The sequence below is a fragment of the Rhodomicrobium sp. Az07 genome (assembly GCF_018619475.1).
Classification (GTDB): domain Bacteria; phylum Pseudomonadota; class Alphaproteobacteria; order Rhizobiales; family Rhodomicrobiaceae; genus Rhodomicrobium.
In genome coordinates this window covers 53,260-71,008 of the sequence record NZ_JAHFZG010000014.1, presented here as the reverse complement: position 1 = coordinate 71,008, position 17,749 = coordinate 53,260, and the positions used below count along the sequence as shown (strand labels likewise).

15 protein-coding genes are annotated in these 17,749 nt (G+C 65.1%); 4 read left to right on the top strand and 11 right to left on the bottom strand.

What is annotated here, in order from left to right:
• Positions 1-214 precede the first annotated feature (214 nt).
• From KKP04_RS11425 to purD, 3 genes are all read right to left on the bottom strand, one after another.
• On the bottom strand, positions 215-1,840 hold the full coding sequence (locus KKP04_RS11425) for an SUMF1/EgtB/PvdO family nonheme iron enzyme (protein ID WP_215031174.1): 1,626 nt from the start codon (positions 1,838-1,840) through the stop codon (positions 215-217).
• A gap of 67 nt (positions 1,841-1,907) precedes the next feature.
• A complete protein-coding gene (gene dnaE / locus KKP04_RS11420; RefSeq protein ID WP_215031156.1) occupies positions 1,908-5,363 on the bottom strand; it encodes a DNA polymerase III subunit alpha in 3,456 nt (1,151 codons plus the stop codon).
• Between the two features lie 176 nt (positions 5,364-5,539).
• On the bottom strand, positions 5,540-6,796 hold the full coding sequence (gene purD / locus KKP04_RS11415) for a phosphoribosylamine--glycine ligase (RefSeq protein ID WP_215031153.1): 1,257 nt from the start codon (positions 6,794-6,796) through the stop codon (positions 5,540-5,542).
• 346 nt (positions 6,797-7,142) lie between these two features.
• Between purD and KKP04_RS11410 the strand changes: the two genes are divergently transcribed.
• The 4 genes from KKP04_RS11410 (at position 7,143) to KKP04_RS11395 (ending at position 9,879) form a co-directional block, all read left to right on the top strand.
• Positions 7,143-7,832 carry a PRC-barrel domain-containing protein gene (locus KKP04_RS11410; protein WP_251134055.1) on the top strand — a complete coding sequence of 230 codons (690 nt, stop codon included), beginning with the start codon at positions 7,143-7,145 and terminating at the stop codon, positions 7,830-7,832.
• Positions 7,833-7,930: 98 nt separating this feature from the next.
• Positions 7,931-8,422: a ferritin-like domain-containing protein gene (locus KKP04_RS11405; protein ID WP_215031150.1), complete on the top strand. Its 492-nt coding sequence runs from the start codon at positions 7,931-7,933 to the stop codon at positions 8,420-8,422.
• Between the two features lie 144 nt (positions 8,423-8,566).
• On the top strand, positions 8,567-9,031 hold the full coding sequence (locus KKP04_RS11400) for a YbgC/FadM family acyl-CoA thioesterase (RefSeq protein WP_215031147.1): 465 nt from the start codon (positions 8,567-8,569) through the stop codon (positions 9,029-9,031).
• 98 nt (positions 9,032-9,129) lie between these two features.
• Positions 9,130-9,879 (top strand): molybdopterin-binding protein, encoded by a 750-nt coding sequence (locus tag KKP04_RS11395; protein WP_215031144.1) that lies wholly within the window; start codon positions 9,130-9,132, stop codon positions 9,877-9,879.
• Between the two features lie 26 nt (positions 9,880-9,905).
• On the opposite strand, the gene KKP04_RS11390 is transcribed toward KKP04_RS11395, so the two are convergent.
• The 8 genes from KKP04_RS11390 to KKP04_RS11355 are packed head-to-tail and all read right to left on the bottom strand — an operon-like array spanning position 9,906 to position 17,528.
• Positions 9,906-10,142, bottom strand: coding sequence for a sulfurtransferase TusA family protein (locus KKP04_RS11390; RefSeq protein ID WP_215031141.1), 237 nt, complete (start codon positions 10,140-10,142; stop codon positions 9,906-9,908).
• A gap of 2 nt (positions 10,143-10,144) precedes the next feature.
• Positions 10,145-10,666, bottom strand: a complete 522-nt coding sequence (locus tag KKP04_RS11385) for an NADH-quinone oxidoreductase subunit B family protein (RefSeq protein ID WP_215031138.1) — start codon at positions 10,664-10,666, stop codon at positions 10,145-10,147.
• A 9-nt stretch (positions 10,667-10,675) separates the two neighbouring features.
• Positions 10,676-12,190 carry an NADH-quinone oxidoreductase subunit C gene (locus KKP04_RS11380; protein WP_215031135.1) on the bottom strand — a complete coding sequence of 505 codons (1,515 nt, stop codon included), beginning with the start codon at positions 12,188-12,190 and terminating at the stop codon, positions 10,676-10,678.
• Positions 12,187-13,623, bottom strand: a complete 1,437-nt coding sequence (locus KKP04_RS11375) for a hydrogenase 4 subunit F (RefSeq protein WP_215031133.1) — start codon at positions 13,621-13,623, stop codon at positions 12,187-12,189. Before KKP04_RS11375 ends, KKP04_RS11380 begins: the two co-directional genes overlap by 4 nt.
• Positions 13,620-14,285 carry a hydrogenase-4 component E gene (locus KKP04_RS11370; RefSeq protein ID WP_371818774.1) on the bottom strand — a complete coding sequence of 222 codons (666 nt, stop codon included), beginning with the start codon at positions 14,283-14,285 and terminating at the stop codon, positions 13,620-13,622. The genes KKP04_RS11375 and KKP04_RS11370 overlap by 4 nt, the downstream gene beginning before the upstream one ends.
• Positions 14,282-15,247 carry a respiratory chain complex I subunit 1 family protein gene (locus tag KKP04_RS11365; RefSeq protein ID WP_215031119.1) on the bottom strand — a complete coding sequence of 322 codons (966 nt, stop codon included), beginning with the start codon at positions 15,245-15,247 and terminating at the stop codon, positions 14,282-14,284. Before KKP04_RS11365 ends, KKP04_RS11370 begins: the two co-directional genes overlap by 4 nt.
• Positions 15,247-17,265 (bottom strand): hydrogenase 4 subunit B, encoded by a 2,019-nt coding sequence (hyfB, locus tag KKP04_RS11360; protein ID WP_215031116.1) that lies wholly within the window; start codon positions 17,263-17,265, stop codon positions 15,247-15,249. The genes KKP04_RS11365 and hyfB overlap by 1 nt, the downstream gene beginning before the upstream one ends.
• On the bottom strand, positions 17,262-17,528 hold the full coding sequence (locus KKP04_RS11355; RefSeq protein ID WP_215031113.1) for a helix-turn-helix domain-containing protein: 267 nt from the start codon (positions 17,526-17,528) through the stop codon (positions 17,262-17,264). The genes hyfB and KKP04_RS11355 overlap by 4 nt, the downstream gene beginning before the upstream one ends.
• Between the last annotated feature and the right edge of the window lie 221 nt (positions 17,529-17,749).

Here is a 17,749-nt window from a genome sequence, read left to right as displayed (position 1 = left end):
CACCGGAATGCCAAAAAGGGCCGTGTAACGGCCCTGACATGATCCCCGCGTGTGAGATGCGCTCTGTATAGGGGGCGACGGATAAAATTGCAAGAGCCGCGCGGCTTTGCGGGCGATGCGGCAAACCGGGCGGCCCGCCTTCGGCGGGACTGCCAGGGGGCAAGCCCCCTGGACCCCCCGACAAAAGAAAACACAAGGGGTAAAGAGGTAAAGATTAAGGATTTAACGTCCTGGCAGCCCGGAAGCCGACGAAGTTGAGACGGAAGTCGGAGCTGCTCCAGAAGCGGTCGGCCGAGCGAAGGCTCTGCGGGCCATCGCCCCACGAGCCGCCGCGAAGAACGCGAAGAAAACAGTCTCCGGCTGTCCACGCTCCGCCGCTCTGCTTCAGCGCTTCAGGCTTGGCCGCGTAGCTGTCATTCCAGCAATCCTCGCACCACTCCCAGACATTGCCGTGCAGGTCGTGCAAGCCGAAAGCGTTCGGTAGTTTCTCGCCAACCGGATGCGTCTTGCGGCCAGAATTATCTTTATACCAACCATAGCGGTCCAGATCGCTTTCGGAGCTGCCGAAGAACCAGGCGGTCTCCGTCCCCGCCCGGCAGGCATATTCCCACTCGGCCTCGCTCGGCAGGCGGTAGAGCTTTCCCGTCTTCTCCGACAGCCATTTAACATAGGCCTGCGCATTGTCCCACGATACGTCGATCACCGGACGCCGCCCGCGCCCCCAGCCATTGTCGTCGGGCTTGTAGCGCGTGCCAAATCCGAGAAATCCGCCACCGCCATCGGCCACGTAAGCGTCCCACTCCTCGAACGTGACCGGATATTTTCCCAGCGCAAATGCCTGCGGGATCGTCACCCGATGCCGTGGCCGCTCGCTATCATCACCCTCGTCGTCCTTCGATCCCATCCAGAACGCGCCAGCGGGAATTACTACCATCTCTGGCGCGTTGGGGAAATCGCGGAAGCTACCCCCCGACTCGATAAGTTTGATCTCCCGTTGACGTTCCTGCTCCGATCTGAGCCTTTGTGGTCTCAGCTTTGCAACCTCGATTTTGATGCCAGATGGCGATGCGGCAATGTAGGCCTCGTAGGCTGCGACGGTATTTTGGCTTTCAGTCCGTTTCCAAAGCAGCAAATCGGCATCGCGGCGATGTCGGCCTTGCGGACGATTCTTCAGGTAATCGGCAAACGCCTCAAACGTATCGACCGCGCGCTGGATGCGCCAATACGCATCCTCGGCCTCGGTCGAAAAGTTGCCCGCGGGAAACTCGCGAAGATACCAGAGATAACCGCTGGCCGAATCCTGTATGCGCACGTCGCGCCAGATGATCTCGTCGGCTTCATGGGCGTGCGTTCCGAACGGGAAGGTCTTGAGGTAGTGGATATAGAGCTGCGGATCGCGAAGGCTCAACACTTCTTCCCACAGCGCTTCGTCCGCCTCGTTGCGCGGCGCGCCGCCATTCCGGCCCGCCTCGACCCCAAGCTTGCCGAGCGCCACGAAGAGCCGCGCGCGCTGGTCCAGCGGATCGACATGCAAGGTGTCGAAGGGCGGGGGAATGAGGCGCATATCGAGATCGGCCGACTTGACGGTGATGAGCTTCTTCTGCGCCTGCGCCCGGCTCGCCTCGGAATAAACCCAGTTGGACGTGACCGAAGCGGGCGTCCAGATCACGATCACGGCCTGCGCCGCGTCGAGTTCTTTCAGGATGACGTTCTTGAACTCCTCGCCCCCGACAAGCTCGGTGTCCCACCAGACGGAATAACCGGCGCCCAGCAAATCGTTCGCCAGCGCTTCGGCGAGCGATCTGTTGGCTTTCGAATATGAAATGAAAATATCGGCCATGTCTTGATCCCCGTTTCAAGGCATGAAGACGAAAATGAAAGCTTAGGTCAAGCGCCCCGCCCGCCCCTCACCCCACCTGCAAAACGCCGGGCAGCGTCTTCAGCGTCGCGAGCTGCCGCGCGGAAATCGAGAAATTGTCGCCGAGCTTGAACTCCACGGCCTTCCGTGCCTCGGGGATCTGCACCACGAGCGTCACCTGAATGCCGCCCTCGCGGCCGAGATGCTTCACGAGTTCGGCCACCTGCAAGCGCTCCGTCGCTGTGATGGACACCTGCCGCGTGGTCTTGCCGAGCACCTCGTCCAGCGCCTGCACGGCCTGCACGCGGACCTTGATCGCCTCGCCGTCGGCCTCGCCTTCCACGTGGATCAGCACGTTCTTGCCCGCTTCGAGCTTGTCGCCCGCGACGTTCAGCGTGTCCGCGAAGATGACGGCCTCGAACTGCCCGGTCGGATCGGAGAAGCCCGCGAAGGCGAAGCGGTTGCCGGACTTGGCCTTGCGATCTTGCCGGTAGGTGACGGTGGCAGCGAGGCGCGACTCGGCGCGGCCATAGGCCTGCACGCGCGCCGAAAAATCGCTCCATTTCAGCACGTTCATGCGGGCGAGCTGGTCGGTGAAATCGTCGAGCGGATGGCCGGAGAGATAGAAGCCCGCCGCCGCGAGTTCGTTTTCGAGCTTTTCGACGAGGCTCCATTCGGGCGCATCCGCGAGGTCGAGGCGCGGCGCGGGGCCGCCCGCCAGCCCGCCGCCGAACATGTCCACCTGCCCGCGCGCGCGGTCCTCGGCGGCCTTCGAGCCGAATTCCATGAGCCGGTCGAGGTTCTTCGCCACCTTCGCGCGGTTCGTCTCCATGTCCTCGAAGGCGCCCGCCGCGTTCAGCGTCTCGATGCCGCGCTTGTTCACCGCCTTGGGGTTGATGCGCAGCATGAAGTCGGCGAGATCGCGGTAGGGCTTGCCGCCGCGCTCCTCGACGATATGCGCTGCGGCTGCGTGCCCCATATTCTTCAGCGCCGCGAGCGCGTAGCGGATGGCGTTGTCGCCCTCGGGCTCGAACTCGACCGCCGATCTGTTCACCGAGGGCGGCAGGATCGCGATGCCGTTGCGCCGCGCCTCGCGCGTGAAGGCGTAAAGCTTGTCCGTGTTCGCCATGTCGAGCGTCATCGACGCCGCGATGAATTCCTGCGGGTGGTTCGCCTTCAGGTAGGCCGTGTGATAGGCGATCAGCGCATAGGCCGCCGCGTGGCTCTTGTTGAAGCCGTAGCCCGCGAACTTCGCGACAAGCTCGAAGATGTAGCGCGCGCGGGCTTCGGGGATGTCCTTTTCCAGCGCACCCTTCACGAAGCGCGCGCCTTGCGCGTCCATCTCCGCCTTGATCTTCTTGCCCATGGCGCGGCGCAGCAGGTCGGCCTCGCCGAGGCTGTAGCCCGACAGAACCTGCGCGAGCTGCATCACCTGCTCCTGATAGATGATGACGCCGTAGGTCTCTTCGAGGATCGGCTTCGCGAGCGGATGCAGGTAGTCCGGCACCTCGATGCCGTGCTTGCGGTTGACGTAGGTTTCGATGTTGTCCATCGGGCCGGGGCGATAGAGCGCCACCATGGCGATGATGTCGCCGAAGCGGTCGGGCTTCAGCTTGCGCAGCGCCTCGCGCATGCCCGTGCTTTCCAGCTGGAACACGCCGCCGGTATCGCCCTTCGCCAGCATCTCGTAGGTGGGCCGGTCGTCGAGCGGCAGATGTCCGAGGTCGACGGGCCTGCCCGCCTTTTCGAGCAGCGCGCACGCCTTCTGCAAGACGGTCAGCGTCTTCAGGCCGAGGAAGTCGAACTTCACCAGGCCCGCCTGCTCCACCCACTTCATGTTGAACTGGGTGACGAGCATGTCGGATTTCGGATCGCGATAGAGCGGCACAAGCTCCACAAGGTCGCGGTCGCCGATCACGACGCCCGCGGCATGCGTGGAGGCGTGGCGGTACAGCCCTTCCAGCTTCTGCGCCGTGTCGAGAAGCTGCGCCACGATCTCCTCGCCGTCGCGCGCCTCCTGAAGCTTCGGCTCGCCCTCGATGGCTTCAGCGAGCGTCACCGGGTTCGCCGGGTTGTTCGGCACGAGCTTGCAGAGGCGGTCCACCTGCCCGTAGGGCATTTGCAGCACGCGACCGACATCGCGCAGCACCGCGCGCGCCTGAAGCTTGCCGAAGGTTATGATCTGCGCGACGCGGTCCGCGCCGTATTTCGCGCGCACATACTGGATCACCTCGTCGCGGCGATCCTGGCAGAAATCGATGTCGAAGTCGGGCATCGACACGCGTTCCGGGTTCAGGAAGCGCTCGAACAGGAGGCCGAAGCGGATCGGGTCGAGGTCGGTGATGGTGAGCGACCACGCGACGACCGAGCCCGCGCCGGAGCCGCGCCCCGGTCCCACCGGAATGCCTTGCGCCTTCGCCCATTTGATGAAGTCCGCCACGATCAGGAAGTAGCCGGGGAACTTCATGCGCGTGATGACGTCGAGTTCGAAGTCGAGGCGCTTCTCGTAGTCTTCATCGCTCGCGGCGCGCTGGGACTTGGGTATGACGGCGAGACGGCGCGCAAGGCCCTCCTGCGCCTGCTTGCGAAGCTCTGCGGCCTCGGCCTCGTGCGTGTCTTCGGTGCCGACGACGAATTGCGGCAGGATCGGCTTTCGCGGGCGCGGTCGGAACGCGCAGCGCCGCGCGATCTCGACCGTGTTCGCAACCGCCTCGGGCAGGTCGGCGAACAGCTTCACCATGTCGGCTTGCGGCTTCAGCCAGTGGTCGGGCGAGAGGCGGCGGCGGTCGTCTTCGGCGACGTAACGGCCCTCGGCGATGCAGAGAAGCGCGTCGTGCGCCTCGAAGACGGCGCGCTTCGGAAAATACGCTTCGTTGGTGGCGACCAGCGGCACGCCATTATCGTAGGCCCAGCGCAGAAGCTGCGGCTCCACCGCGCGCTCGCGGGCGAGCCCGTGGCGCTGGATTTCGACATAGAGGCGGTCGCCGAACGCCTCGGCCAGCGCCGCGAGACGCGCTTCCGCCGCGGCTGCGTTTCCGGCGGCGAAGGCGCGATCCGCCGGGCCGTCCGGGCCGCCCGAAAGCGCGATCAGACCGCGCGCTTGCTCCGCGAGAAACTCAACCTCTACATGCGGGTTCGAGCCGTCGCCCGAATCGAGAAACGCCCGGCTCGACAGGCGCATGAGGTTGCCATAGCCCTCCTCATCCTTGGCCAGAAGGACGATCGTTCCACCATGCGCGGCTGGCCGCTGACCGGAACGCGTCGTTTCGTCGGCCGGCGCGGGAAAGGCGAGGGTCAGGGCGCAGCCGATGATGGGCTGAATGCCCTCTCCCGCCATGTATTCGGAGAATTCGAGCGCGCCGAAGAGGTTGTTGCGGTCGGTGATGGCGAGCGCGGGCTGGCCATCGGCGGCGGCGGCCTTGATGAGCGCCTTGACCGGCAACGCGCCTTCCAGCAGCGAAAAGGCGGAATGGACGTGGAGGTGGATGAAGCCCGGTTTCGTCATTAAGCCTCGTCCTCCTTCCTTCGAGCGGAAGGAAGGCATACGCGAGTCTTTGACAATTTAGCGCAACCAAAAAATATCAAAAGGTTGTGCCAAACTTCCCTCGACCCCGTCCACAGGCTTGGTCACAGGTTGTCAAGAGCTTGCGCAAGCCTGGACACCGCGGGCGTAACGCTGACTTAAGCCCCGATATCGCGGCGATAGAAGCCCTCCGGCCAGTCGATGGCCGCCGCCGCCGAATAGGCGCGAGCGCGCGCTTCCGCCACGTCGCGGCCGACCGCGCTCACATTCAGCACACGTCCGCCATTGGCCAGAACCGCGCCATCCGCCCCGCGCTTCGTTCCGGCATGAAACACGGTCACGCCGGGAAGCGCGGCCGCCGCGTCCAGCCCGGAAATGACGCTGCCCTTCGTATAATCGCCGGGGTAGCCTTCCGCAGCCATCACCACCGTGACCGCCGTTTCGTCGCTCCACTCGGGTGCCGCGCCGGTGAGGTCGCCCTTCGCGGCCGCATCGAGCAGCGGAAGCAGGTCGGATTTCAGCCGAAGCATCAGCACCTGACATTCCGGATCGCCGAAGCGCACATTGTATTCGATGAGTTTCGGGCCGTCCGCCGTGATCATCAGCCCGGCATAGAGCACGCCCTGAAAGGGCGTTCCGCGCGCGGCCATGGCTTCGAGCGTCGGCATCACGATCTCACGCATGACGCGGTCGGCAAGCGCGGGCGTCATCCCCGGCGCGGGCGAAACGACGCCCATGCCGCCGGTATTCGGTCCCTCGTCGCCGTCGAACGCGCGCTTGTGGTCCTTGCCGCTGCCGAAGGGCACGGCTCGCGCACCGTCGCAGATGGCGAAAAAGCTCGCTTCCTCGCCGACAAGTTTTTCCTCGATCACGACGGAGGAGCCGCCCGCCCCATATGCGCCCTCGAAACAGGACGCGATGGCGGCTTCAGCCTCGGCAAGCGTCTCGCAAACGGTCACGCCCTTGCCCGCCGCCAATCCGTCCGCTTTCACCACAAGCGGGGCGCCCTTCTCCCGCGCATAGGCCATCGCTTCCTCGCGGCTCACGAAATAGCCGTAGGCGGCGGTGGGAATGCCGCGCTCGTCGCAAACGGCCTTGGTGAAGGATTTCGACGCCTCAAGCTGCGCGGCGGCGGCCGATGGCCCGAAAACCGCAAAGCCTGCGGCGCGGAGGTAATCCGCGAGACCTGCCACGAGAGGCGCTTCCGGGCCGACCACCACGAGGCCGATGGCCGCCTCGCGGCAGAACTCAGCGACCTGCGCGAAGTCGTCGGGGTTCGCCGGCCCCGGCGCCGCAATTCGCGCGATCCCCGCATTGCCGGGCGAGCAATAAAATGCGCCAAGCGCAGCGCTCTGCGTGAGCTTCCACGCCAGCGCATGTTCGCGGCCACCGCCGCCGATGAGAAGAACGTTCATGCACGCTTCTTAGCAACGAAACCGCCGGGCGTTAACACCGAAAAGCCGCGTTATCAAAAGGCACAAGGACGGAACGCCTCATAGTCCTTTTAACAATATAGTTGACAATTTTCAACAAATAGTCACGCCCAAGAAGCTTAAAGCCAACCAAGTAAATAGCCGAGTATGATAAGCGGAATCGGCAGCCCGATTGCCCAAAGCATAATTCCCTTCATCATCTTCCTCCTGTTGACGAAACGACTGTTGAAACACGTCAAGAGGAGAGCGCGTTCCCGTTCAAAAATTCGGAACTTCACGCCGACTTGAGCGTTTGCGAAATACCCATCACGAAACGGAGGACTCGACCATGAAGTGTATAACCACCACGGCTGCGGCAGTGCTGCTGCTTGCGACGGCGGCTCAAGCTCAACAGACCCAGCAGAATTCCCCGCTACCTCAGGAATCCTATCCCCCCGGAAACGCGGGCTCGAGCCTCGGAACGCGCGGTCCCGGCGATCCGGGCGCGATCCGTGCGGAACAGTCGAACCGCGCCAGCCGCGAGCGAATGGCGCAGACAACTCAGGGCCAATCTGCTCAGGAGCGGATGGACTCGCGAAACCAGACAGGGACAAGCCAGACGGGGCAGTCCAGCCAGAGCGGCACGCAAGCGCAGATGGATACGGAGGATCGGGGCCTGAAGACCGGCTCGGCCGAACGCTTCCGCCAGACCAAAGGCGCCGATCAATGGCTTGTCGCCAATCTCTGGAACAAGAACGTCTATAATTCCGCTGGCGAGTCGATCGGCAACCTGAACGACCTCGTGATCGACAAGGACGGCCGCATTGCCGCCGTCGTTGTGGGCGTAGGCGGCTTTCTCGGCCTCGGCGAGAAGAACGTCGCGGTGGACTACGGCCATCTGAAGAAGGACGGCGGTATCACCCCCGACCGCGTCACCATCAACATGTCGAAGCAAGACCTTAACAACGCTCCGAGCTTCCAGCGCCAAGGCTCGGGCAGCGGCGGTCTGATGGGCAGCAGCGACAGCGACAGGCGCTAAGGCATTCGAAGTTCAGAGAGGGCCTTCGCGGCCCTCTTTTGCGACGGCTAAGACAAGCAAAACAAACGCCAGAACGTTCCTAGAAAAGGAAACCCATCATGCCAACCGCAAAAACCCTGAACGAACTGTTCTACGCGACGCTTCAGGACATCTATCACGGCGAGAAGCAGATCCTGAAAGCGCTTCCCAGAATGGCGAAAAACGCCACGACTCCGGAACTCAAGAAGGCGTTCCAGCTGCACGTCGAGCAGACGGAAGGTCAGATCGAGCGCCTCCAGCAGGTGTTCGAAATGCTCGACAAGTCGGCGCGCGGCAAGACCTGCGAAGCCGTCGAAGGCCTCGTCGAGGAAGGCAAGGAAGTCATGAGCGAGACCGAGCCGGGCGAAGTGATGGACGCCGGTCTGATCGCCGCCGCCCAGGCCGTGGAGCATTATGAAATCGCCCGCTACGGCACCTTGTGTGCGTGGGCGGAGCAGCTCGGCATGCCGGAAGCCGCCAAGCTTCTCAAGCAGACGCTCAAGGAAGAAAAGGACACCGACGCCCTTCTGACCAAGGTCGCCATGAGCGGTGTCAACAAGAAGGCGGCCTGACACGCTGCCCCCGAGACATTCCGTCTCTTTATTAGTCGCAGGGCGGGTTCTGCCATGGACCCGCCTTAGTTTTTGTGGAGGTGGCGGATCGCGGGCGAGAGGATGCCCGTCTGGCGGGGAGATGGCAGTGTACGGACTTCAGAAATGACCGGCGTCGCCCGAGGCTCCGCCTGGCCAGATCTTTCGGGCCGCGTGGGCGAAGCGGGCCACGTGCTGCCCGTGCGCGTCTATTTCGAGGACACGGATTTTTCCGGCAGTTGCTACCACGCGACTTATCTGCGCTGGTGCGAACGCGGTCGCTCCGACTTCCTGCGCCTTCTCGGCGTGCATCATAACAAGCTGGCCGATGGCTCGTTGACGGGCGAACCGTCCGTGTTCGCCGTGCGCCGCCTCAAGGCCGAATTCCTGCGCGGCGCGCGTATCGACGACGAGCTTGAGGTCCACACGGCCTACGGCACCTTCACCAAGGCGACCATCACGATTGCGCAGCATGTCGTGCGCGGCGGCGAGCGCGTCTTCGAGCTTGAGGTGCAATGCGTGCTGCTGTCGATGTCGGGGCGTGTGCTGCGCCTGCCGCCCGCGCTCGTGGCGCTGCTGACGCGGGGTTAAGCCTCTCAGACGGTCCGCAGACCGGTCCTGCACCGCCGTTGGCGGCGTGCTCGCTTTCCTGCTAAGGAGGCGCGTATCCGCATTTTAACGAGGCTCCCATGTCCGGCGCGCCCGCAACCGCTTCCGAAGTCACCGCCGCGCTGCTCGTCATCGGCGACGAGATCCTGTCCGGGCGCACCAAGGACAAGAACATCGGCACCATCGCCGATCATTGCACCGACATCGGCATCCGTCTGAAGGAAGTGCGCGTCGTCGCCGACGACGAGCCTGCCATTGTCGCTGCGGTCGACGCACTGCGCGCGGCCTACGACTACGTCTTCACCACGGGGGGGATCGGCCCGACGCATGACGACATCACGGCCGACGCCATCGCGAAGGCGTTCGGCGTGGCGCTTCCCATCGATGAACGCGCCCGCGCGCTCCTGCTCGAACGCATCCCCGAGGGCGAGATGACGCCCGCGCGGCTGCGCATGGCGCGCATTCCCGTCGGCGCGGAGCTGATCGAGAACGCCGTCTCCAAGGCCCCCGGCTTCATGATCGGCAACGTCATCGTCATGGCGGGCGTGCCCTCGATCATGCAAGCGATGCTGAAGGCGGTGACGCCGAGGCTCCGCACGGGCGCGAAAATGTTATCGATCTCGGTGAGGGTCGACCGGCCCGAGGGCGCGGTTGCGGCGCCGCTCGAAGCATGCCAGCGCGCGTTCCCGGATGTGCCGATGGGCAGCTATCCGTTCATGGACGAGGGGCGCTATGGCACGACGCTCGTGCTGCGTTCCGTCGATGAGGCACGGCTTGCGGCGGCGAAAGCGGACCTCGAAGCGCGGCTCGCCGCCGTTTTCTGTGCGTGAGGCGGCAGTGGCAGAGCGCGGCTTCTTCAGGCTTCGGTCTGCCGGATCGTGATTTCGAGCGCGCCGTCTTCCGTTTCGCCCGCGCCGATCCAGGTGCAGCCCGAGACGCGGCAGAAGTCGCGGAAGTCTTCCGGCGCGAGCGGATCGGTGGCGAGGATGCGCACGAGCGCGCCGGGCGCGATGGCGCGCAACTGCTTCTTCGCGAGCAGAACCGGCATCGGGCAGGACAGCCCCCGCGTGTCGATGGTGATGGCGTCCGTCATCGCTAAGGTCGCGTCGTGCCTTCCACCAGCGCCAGCAGCCCCTTGAGAAGGTCGGTCGGCGTCGGCGGGCAGCCCGGGATCACGAGGTCGACCGGGATGATTTTCGCAACGGCGCCCGCGCAGGCACGGCTTTCCGCGAATACGCCGCAGCCCACCGCGCAATCGCCCGCCGCGACGACCCATTTCGGATCGGGCGTCGCGGCGTAGGTGCGCTCCAGCCCCTCGCGCATGTTCCAGGAGACGGGGCCGGTCACGAGCAGCACGTCGGCGTGGCGCGGCGAGGCGACGAACTTCAGGCCGAAGCGCTCCACATCGTAGACCGGGTTGCCGAGAGCGTGGATTTCGAGTTCGCAGGCGTTGCAGGATCCCGCATCGACCTCGCGGATGGCGAGCGACCGGCCGAGGCGCGCGCTGGCGCGGTTGCCGAGCGCGCGGGCGAGGTCGGCAACCGCCGCTTCATCGGGGGAGGGCGCGCGTTCCGTGGCCGGGCCTTTCAGGAGCGCGTCGAGAAGCAGAATGTGCATCGGCGGTCCCTATAGATCCACGCCCGAATAGGAGCAGTTGAACGATTTGTTGCACAACGGGAAATCGGCCACGATGTTGCCCTCTATCGAGGCTTCGAGCAGCGGCCACTGGAACCACGAGGCGTCGCGGGCGTGCATGTGTGCGACGCGGCCTTCGTCCTCGATGCGCACGGCAAGGAACAGGTCGCCGCGGAAGGCTTCCACCAGCGCCACGCCCGCGCCCGGCTCGAACGGCGGCGGCGCGGCGAGGATCGGCCCGGCTACGAGCTTTCCGAGCAATTGGCGTATGATGCCGGCGCTCTCCGCGATTTCCTCGATGCGGATCCAGATGCGCGCGTCCACATCGCTGTCCTCGCGCGTCGGCACCTTGAAGGCGACGGCGTCGTAGGGCGCGTAGGGGAACGCCCTGCGCGCGTCGAAAGCGCGGCCGCCCGCGCGACCGACGAAGCCGCCCGCGCCGAACTGGCGAATGTACTCGGGTTTCACGAAGCCGGTGCCGTGCGTACGATTTTGAATAGACGGCGACTGGTCGTAGGCGCGGATGACGCGGTGGAAACCCATCTCGATGCGCTCCAGCAGCGCGCGGATCTCCGCCACGCCCCCTGCGTCGATGTCGCGGGCGACGCCACCCGGCAGGATGGCGTCCATCATCATGCGATGCCCGAAAAGCGCGGCCTGCGCACGCAGGATGTCTTCGCGGATGAGCGAGCAGCGGGCGAGAAGCGCGGCGACGGCGGCGTCGTTGCAGATGCCGCCGACATCGCTCACGTGGTGCGAAAGGCGTTCAAGCTCGGCCATCACGCCGCGAAGGATCTGCGCGCGCGGCGGCACGTCCCAGCCGAGCGCCGCCTCGACAGCGCGCGCAAACGCGAAGCTGTAGGCGACGGTGCTGTCGCCCGACATGCGCGCGGCAAGCTTCGCCGCCCTTTCGACCGGTGCGCCTTCCGCCAGCGCTTCGACGCCCTTGTGAACATATCCGAGCCGCGCTTCGAGCCGCGCGATCGTCTCGCCGTTGGCGGTGAAGCGGAAATGCCCCGGCTCGATAATGCCCGCATGCACCGGGCCGACGGGGATCTGATGCAGCCCGTTGCCCTCGACGGGAAGGAAATGATAGCCCGGTTCGTGCTCGCGCCCCGGCCAGACGCCGTGATCGAGCCAGCGGCGCTCGTCGGGGATCCCCTCCGGTATCGCGCCGTAGAGGTCGCGCATCGCGCGTTCGAGGCGGAGCGCGGGCGCGTGACGGAGGCCGACGGACGGGTAAGCGCCCGCCTTGAGCGTGAGCGAGACGATGGCGCGGCAGTTTTCCCGCGCATCCCACAGCGCCATGCGAACGTGGTGATCGTCGACCCAGAGCGCGCCGAGATCGTGCCAGCCCGCCGCGCACCCTCTCGCGAGGCCGATCCATAGCGCCGCGTCCGCTTCGATACGCGCGAAGCCATCGGCGCGAACCTGAAGCGCGGCGCCCATCGCGTCGGCCAGCGCAACCGGGTCTCTATCGCGCGCATTCTCGTCTATGGCGATCATCCGAGCATCTCCGCTGCGCGCCTGAACCAGACGACGATTGCTGGCGGCAGGAACATCCCCGCGATCAGGATCAGCGACAGGTGAACGAAGATCGGAGCCGACGCCGCGCTGACCGGATGGTTTGGCGTGGTGGGTTCGCCGAAAAGGATGTCCTGAAGCCGCATGAGAAGCGCCCCCAGCGCGATGAGGAGCCCGAACGCCACCGCAAGGGCGAGCAGCGGCTCGCGAGCAAAGGTGGCGGTGATGATGAGGAATTCGCTCATGAAGGCTCCGAACGGCGGCAGGCCGGAAATCGCGATCACTCCCGCCGCGAGCGCGAACGCGAGGACCGGGTTCGAAACGGACAGCCCGCGAATGGCGGACAGTTCCTGCGTGCCCTTCGCCTGCGTCACATGGCCGACCGCGAAGAAGATCGCCGATTTCGTGAGGCTGTGCATCACCATGTGCAACAGCGCTGCGAAGTTCAACAACGGCCCGCCGAGGCCAAAGGCGAAGGTGATGAGCCCCATATGCTCGATGGACGAATACGCGAACAGCCGTTTGATGTCCTGCCGCTGGTAGAGCATGAACGCCGCGAAGATGAGCGAGACGAGGCCCATGGTAATGAGGATCGGGCCGGGTGCAAGCGCGTTCGGGTTCGCCGCGATCAGCATCTTGAAGCGGAGCAGTGCGAACAGCGCGACGTTGAGGAGGAGACCGGACAGCACGGCGGAAATCGGCGTCGGCCCTTCGGCGTGGGCATCGGGCAGCCACGCATGCAGCGGCGCAAGGCCGACCTTCGTGCCGTAGCCCACGAGCAGGAAGATGAACGCGATGTTGAGCAGCGGCGCGTCAAGCTGCGGCGCGATCTTGATGAGTTCGCTCCAGGTCATCGCCGCCTCGCCCTCGCCGAGCACGCCCTGTCCGGCGAGATAGACGAGGATCGTGCCGAAGAAGGCGAGCGAGATGCCGACGATGCCGAGGATGAAGTATTTCCACGCCGCTTCGAGGGCTGCGGGCGTGCGGTAGATGCCGACCATGATGACGGTCATGAGCGTCGCGAATTCGAGGCCCACCCACATCAGCCCGATGTTGTTGGCGAGCAGCGCGAGGTTCATCGCGCCCATCATCCCCTGAAACATCGCGTGGTAGAAACGCACGAACAGCGGCGTGAGGTGCCCGGTCGCGATCTCGTGGCCGATGTAGCTGCGGCTGAACAGCGACGTTGTGAAGCCGACGAGCGTGTTCAGGATGATGAAGAACTTGTTGAGGTCGTCGAGGATGACGTACGTCTCGGTGACCGGCGGCAGCGTGAGGAACGATAGCCCCGCCGCAAAGGTGAGGCCCGAAGCGAGCACGTTGCCGAGCGCGGTCAACCGATAGCTCGGGATGAGCGCGAGCAGGAGCGCGGAGAGGAACGGAATCCCGAAGACGGCGTAAACGGCCTCGTTCATCGATGCGCCCTCGCCGCCCGAACCTTGTCGAGGCTTTCCACGTCCACGCTGTCGAAGCGCTCGCGGATGCGGAACAGGAACACCGCGAAGACGAACAGCGCGATGAGCACGGAAAACGCGACGCTGACCTCGACCACGAGCGGCATGCCGCGCGCGCCCGTTGCCGCGAGGATGAGGCCATTCTCGATCGACATGAAGCCGACGATCTGCGTGACCGCGTTGCGGCGCAGGATCATCTGGAGCAAACCCAACAGGATGATCGCCAGCGCGAGCGCAAGCCCTTCGCGCGTAAAGGATGCCGCGCCCGGCGTGACCTTCAGCACGAGCAGCAGCGCGAGGCTCGTCAGGCCGAGGCCGAGGAACATCGCGACGCCGACATTCACCACCTGATCGACGCCGCGTTTGATGCCGAGCTTTTCGACCATCCGGTTCAGCGCGACGGGAATGATGATGCCCTTCAGCCCGAACGCCATGGCCGCCGTGATGAACAGGTCCGGCGCGTTGCGGACGTAGCCCTGCCAGGCGACGGCGAGCGACAGCATGATCGCTTGCACCGCAAACGTGTTCAGCACCGCCAGGATGCGATCCTGATAAAGGAGCGTGAAACTGCACACGAGCATCATGCCCGCGAGGAAGTGTGCGACGTCATAGGCGTTCGTCACCGCTGCACCTCCCGGGACAGGAATTCGAGCAGGATCGCGAGGAAAGCGAAGGTGAACGCGCCGCCGAGGAACTCGCTCACGCGGAAGACGCGCATCTTCGCGATGCTGACTTCCCAAACGCCGAGCGCGACCGCCGCAAGCCCGAGCTTCGCGAGATAGCTGCCGATGCCGATGGCCCACGCCCCGGCGGTCCCGTCGAACGGAGCCATGCCGAAGGGCAGGAACAGGCAGATGATGAGCGAAATGTAGAGCGTGAGCTTCAGGTGGCCCGCCGCCTCGATCATGGCGAGGTGTCGCCCGGAATATTCGAGCACCATCGCTTCGTGAACCATGGTGAGTTCGAGATGCGTGGCGGGGTTGTCGACCGGGATTCGGGCGTTTTCGGCGAGCGCCACGATGACAAGCGCGACGAAGGCCAGCGCGAAGGAGACGCGGATTTCGAGCGGCTGCGCGATCAAGAATTGCGCCACTTCGGGCAGCCGCGTGGTGCCCGCCGCGAACGCGATGGTGAGCGCGACGAGAAGCGACGCAGGCTCCGCAAGCGAGGCGATCATCATTTCGCGCGACGAGCCGATGCCGCCGAAAGCGGTGCCAGCGTCCATGGCGGCGAGCGCGAGCAGCGCGCGGGCGGCGCCGATCAGCGCGACGAGGGCCACGACGTCGGCGGCCCAGTTGAACATCAGCCCCGAGGCGAGCGTCGGCACCAGCGCGGCGGCGACCCAGGTGAAGGCAAAGATCATGTAGGGCGCGGAACGGAAGAACCAGGTGGCGTTCGGCGCGAGCACCGAGTCCTTCCTCACGAGCTTCAAGAGATCGCGGTAGGGCTGGAAGATGGAGGGCCCGCGCCGCCGCATGAGCCGCGCCTTCACCTTCCGCGTGATGCCCGTCACCGCAGGCGCGATGGCCAGCACGAAGAACATTTGCGCGCCCTGAGCGACGAAGGATTGAATGGTTGCGGGCATCACATGAACGTCGCGGTTATGACGAGCAGCACGATCAGCGTGGAGAACATCAGCACGAGATAGCGGCGGATCGTCAGGTAGTGGATGAGGTCGAAACGCTCCGAAATCGCCCAGAGCGCGTTGGCTGGCATGACGTAGAGGAAGCGCCAGAGATAGTCCGAGAACCGGATGCGGAAGTGCCCTTCGCGCAGGCTCCCCGGCGGCGGCATGTCCACGGTCTCGGTCGCGCTGTACACCACGCCGCCATAGACCCGGCGCAGCGGCTGGCTGTAGCTCGACGCGGTGTATTGCGTGGCGGGCGAAGGGTCGGGGAAGCCGCAATCCCATGCGGGCGAGCGACGCGTCTTCTTGGTCGCAAACAGGTGAATTGCCGCCATTGTGGTGAACGACGACACCGCGACGAAGAACGCGATCGTCGGCGCGTCGTAGATCGCGCGGCCCTGATCGAAGGCGATGAGCGAGAAGGGCGTGGGGCCGGTCTGCGTGTTGATCGCGGCGGCGGCCCCGGCGTATTCGACGAGCAGCGGATTGAGCGCGAAGGCCGTCAAGCCGCCGAGGAGTCCGCCGAGAATGCAGAGCAACGCGAGAAGGCCGATGGCGAGCGTCTGCGCGAACGGAGCCTCATGTGCGGTGGCCGCTTCGGGGCTCCTGGGGCGGCCAAGGAACACGGTGCCGAAGGCGCGCACGAAACAGGCGGCGGCAAGCCCGGCCGCGAGCGCCAGCATCGCGCCGAGCACGGGCGACAGGAATTGCAGGATCGGCTCGGGGAATACGGGGCCGGTCAGCACCGCCTGAAACAGCAGCCATTCCGAGACGAAGCCGTTGAGCGGCGGCAGCGCCGAGATGGCAAGCGCGCCGATGAGCCAGAAAGCCGAGGTCTTCGGCATGCGATGTATGAGGCCGCCGAGCCGGTCGAGTTGCTTCGTGCCGGTCGCGTGCAACACCGCGCCCGCCCCGAGGAACAGGAGCGACTTGAACCAGGAGTGGTTCAGCGCGTGGATCAGCGCGGCGGCCAGCGCGATGCCCGCCGCCGGCGGGATGTTCGACGACTTGAACGCGATGGCAAGGCCCAGGCCTGCGAAGATGATACCGACGTTCTCGATGGTGGAATAAGCGAGCAGCCGCTTCAGATCCTGATCCTGCACGGCATAGAGCAGCGCGCCGACCGCCGACGTGGCGCCGAGGAGGATGAACGGCAGCGACCACCACCATTGCGGATCGCCGAGCAGGTCGAAAACCACCCGGATCAGCGCATAGATCGCAACTTTCGTCATGACGCCGCTCATCAGCGCCGAAACGTGGCTCGGTGCGGCGGGGTGGGCGAGGGGCAGCCACGCATGAAGAGGCATGATGCCCGCCTTCGACCCCGCGCCGATCAGCGCCGCGCCAAGCACGAGAGCAGAGACGAGCGGCGTCAGATGGCTCGCGCGCATCGTATCGAACGCGTAGCCGCCGGAGGCGCCCGCGAGGCCGCCGAAGGCGAACAGCAGCGCCATCGTTCCGCCCGCCGCCATGACAAGATAGACATAGCCCGCCTTGCGGCTCTCGGGGTCGTCATGCCGCGACACCACCAGCGCCCACGACGACAGCGACATCAATTCCCAGAAGAACAGAAAGCCGTATGCATCGTCCGCGAGAAGGACGGCATTCATCGCGCCGCAGAAGGCAGGGTAGAGCGGCTCGATGCGTTTCGAGAGGTCGTCTCGCTTGATGCCCGCGCCGTAGATGCTTGTCATCAGCACGCCGACATTCACGATGAAGCCGAAGAAGGCGGAAAGCCCGTCGAGGCGGATGTGGAGGCCGACGCCGGGAAGCCCGACGGGCAGGTGTTCCTTCAGCACGACCTCGCCGAAGAAGGCGGAAATTTCGGCCACTACCGCGAGCGAAGCGGCGGCTGCGGAGGCCGCGTAGACGAGGCCGAGCCGGCGCCGGGGCAGGAAAACAGCAGCGAGCGCGGCGCCGGCGTAGATCGCAAGCGCCACGAAAAGCGCCTGAAGCTGCCAGCCCGCGCCGATCATTCCTCGGCCCTCTCCGGCGGTTTCTTCAGGCGCACGCCGCGTCCGCCGCCGTTTGAAACGGCCCCCTCGCCGATCAGTTCGACGCCCGCGCGATCCAGCGCCTCGACGATCTTCGTGAGGCTGTCCACCACGCCGCGAACGATCCCCGGACTTGCTTCCATGCGCTGAACGGTGGGCAGGGACACGCCAGCCTGATCGGCCAGTGTCTTCTGGTCGATGCCGATGAGTGAGCGTGCAGCGCGCAACTGGGCTCCGGTGAGCACGAACTTTTCCCTCGAACTCCTGAAGCGCTTTCGTGCGAACGCCCGGTTGGCGTGGCGAAAATGCGTTGGATCCGTAGGCAGCCTCTGGCGACAACGACGCAAAAGGCTCCGGACGTGAAACTTAAACCCCTAACGCTGATGTCTCAAGCATCAATTCAGATGGAAAAGCCGCAAGGCTCGGCGGCGAGCCGCGTTGTCCACTTCTGATTGCTCCAACGGTT

Coding starts and splice junctions, on each gene's coding strand:
- hyfB (WP_215031116.1), bottom strand. CDS start 17,265: ATGATCGGCGCGGGCTGGCAGCTTCAGGCGCTTTTCGTGGCGCTTGCG.
- KKP04_RS11425 (WP_215031174.1), bottom strand. CDS start 1,840: ATGGCCGATATTTTCATTTCATATTCGAAAGCCAACAGATCGCTCGCC.
- dnaE (WP_215031156.1), bottom strand. CDS start 5,363: ATGACGAAACCGGGCTTCATCCACCTCCACGTCCATTCCGCCTTTTCG.
- KKP04_RS11410 (WP_251134055.1), top strand. CDS start 7,143: ATGAAGTGTATAACCACCACGGCTGCGGCAGTGCTGCTGCTTGCGACG.
- KKP04_RS11380 (WP_215031135.1), bottom strand. CDS start 12,190: ATGATCGCCATAGACGAGAATGCGCGCGATAGAGACCCGGTTGCGCTG.
- KKP04_RS11385 (WP_215031138.1), bottom strand. CDS start 10,666: ATGCACATTCTGCTTCTCGACGCGCTCCTGAAAGGCCCGGCCACGGAA.
- KKP04_RS11400 (WP_215031147.1), top strand. CDS start 8,567: ATGACCGGCGTCGCCCGAGGCTCCGCCTGGCCAGATCTTTCGGGCCGC.
- KKP04_RS11375 (WP_215031133.1), bottom strand. CDS start 13,623: ATGAACGAGGCCGTTTACGCCGTCTTCGGGATTCCGTTCCTCTCCGCG.
- KKP04_RS11405 (WP_215031150.1), top strand. CDS start 7,931: ATGCCAACCGCAAAAACCCTGAACGAACTGTTCTACGCGACGCTTCAG.
- KKP04_RS11395 (WP_215031144.1), top strand. CDS start 9,130: ATGTCCGGCGCGCCCGCAACCGCTTCCGAAGTCACCGCCGCGCTGCTC.
- purD (WP_215031153.1), bottom strand. CDS start 6,796: ATGAACGTTCTTCTCATCGGCGGCGGTGGCCGCGAACATGCGCTGGCG.
- KKP04_RS11365 (WP_215031119.1), bottom strand. CDS start 15,247: ATGCCCGCAACCATTCAATCCTTCGTCGCTCAGGGCGCGCAAATGTTC.
- KKP04_RS11390 (WP_215031141.1), bottom strand. CDS start 10,142: ATGACGGACGCCATCACCATCGACACGCGGGGGCTGTCCTGCCCGATG.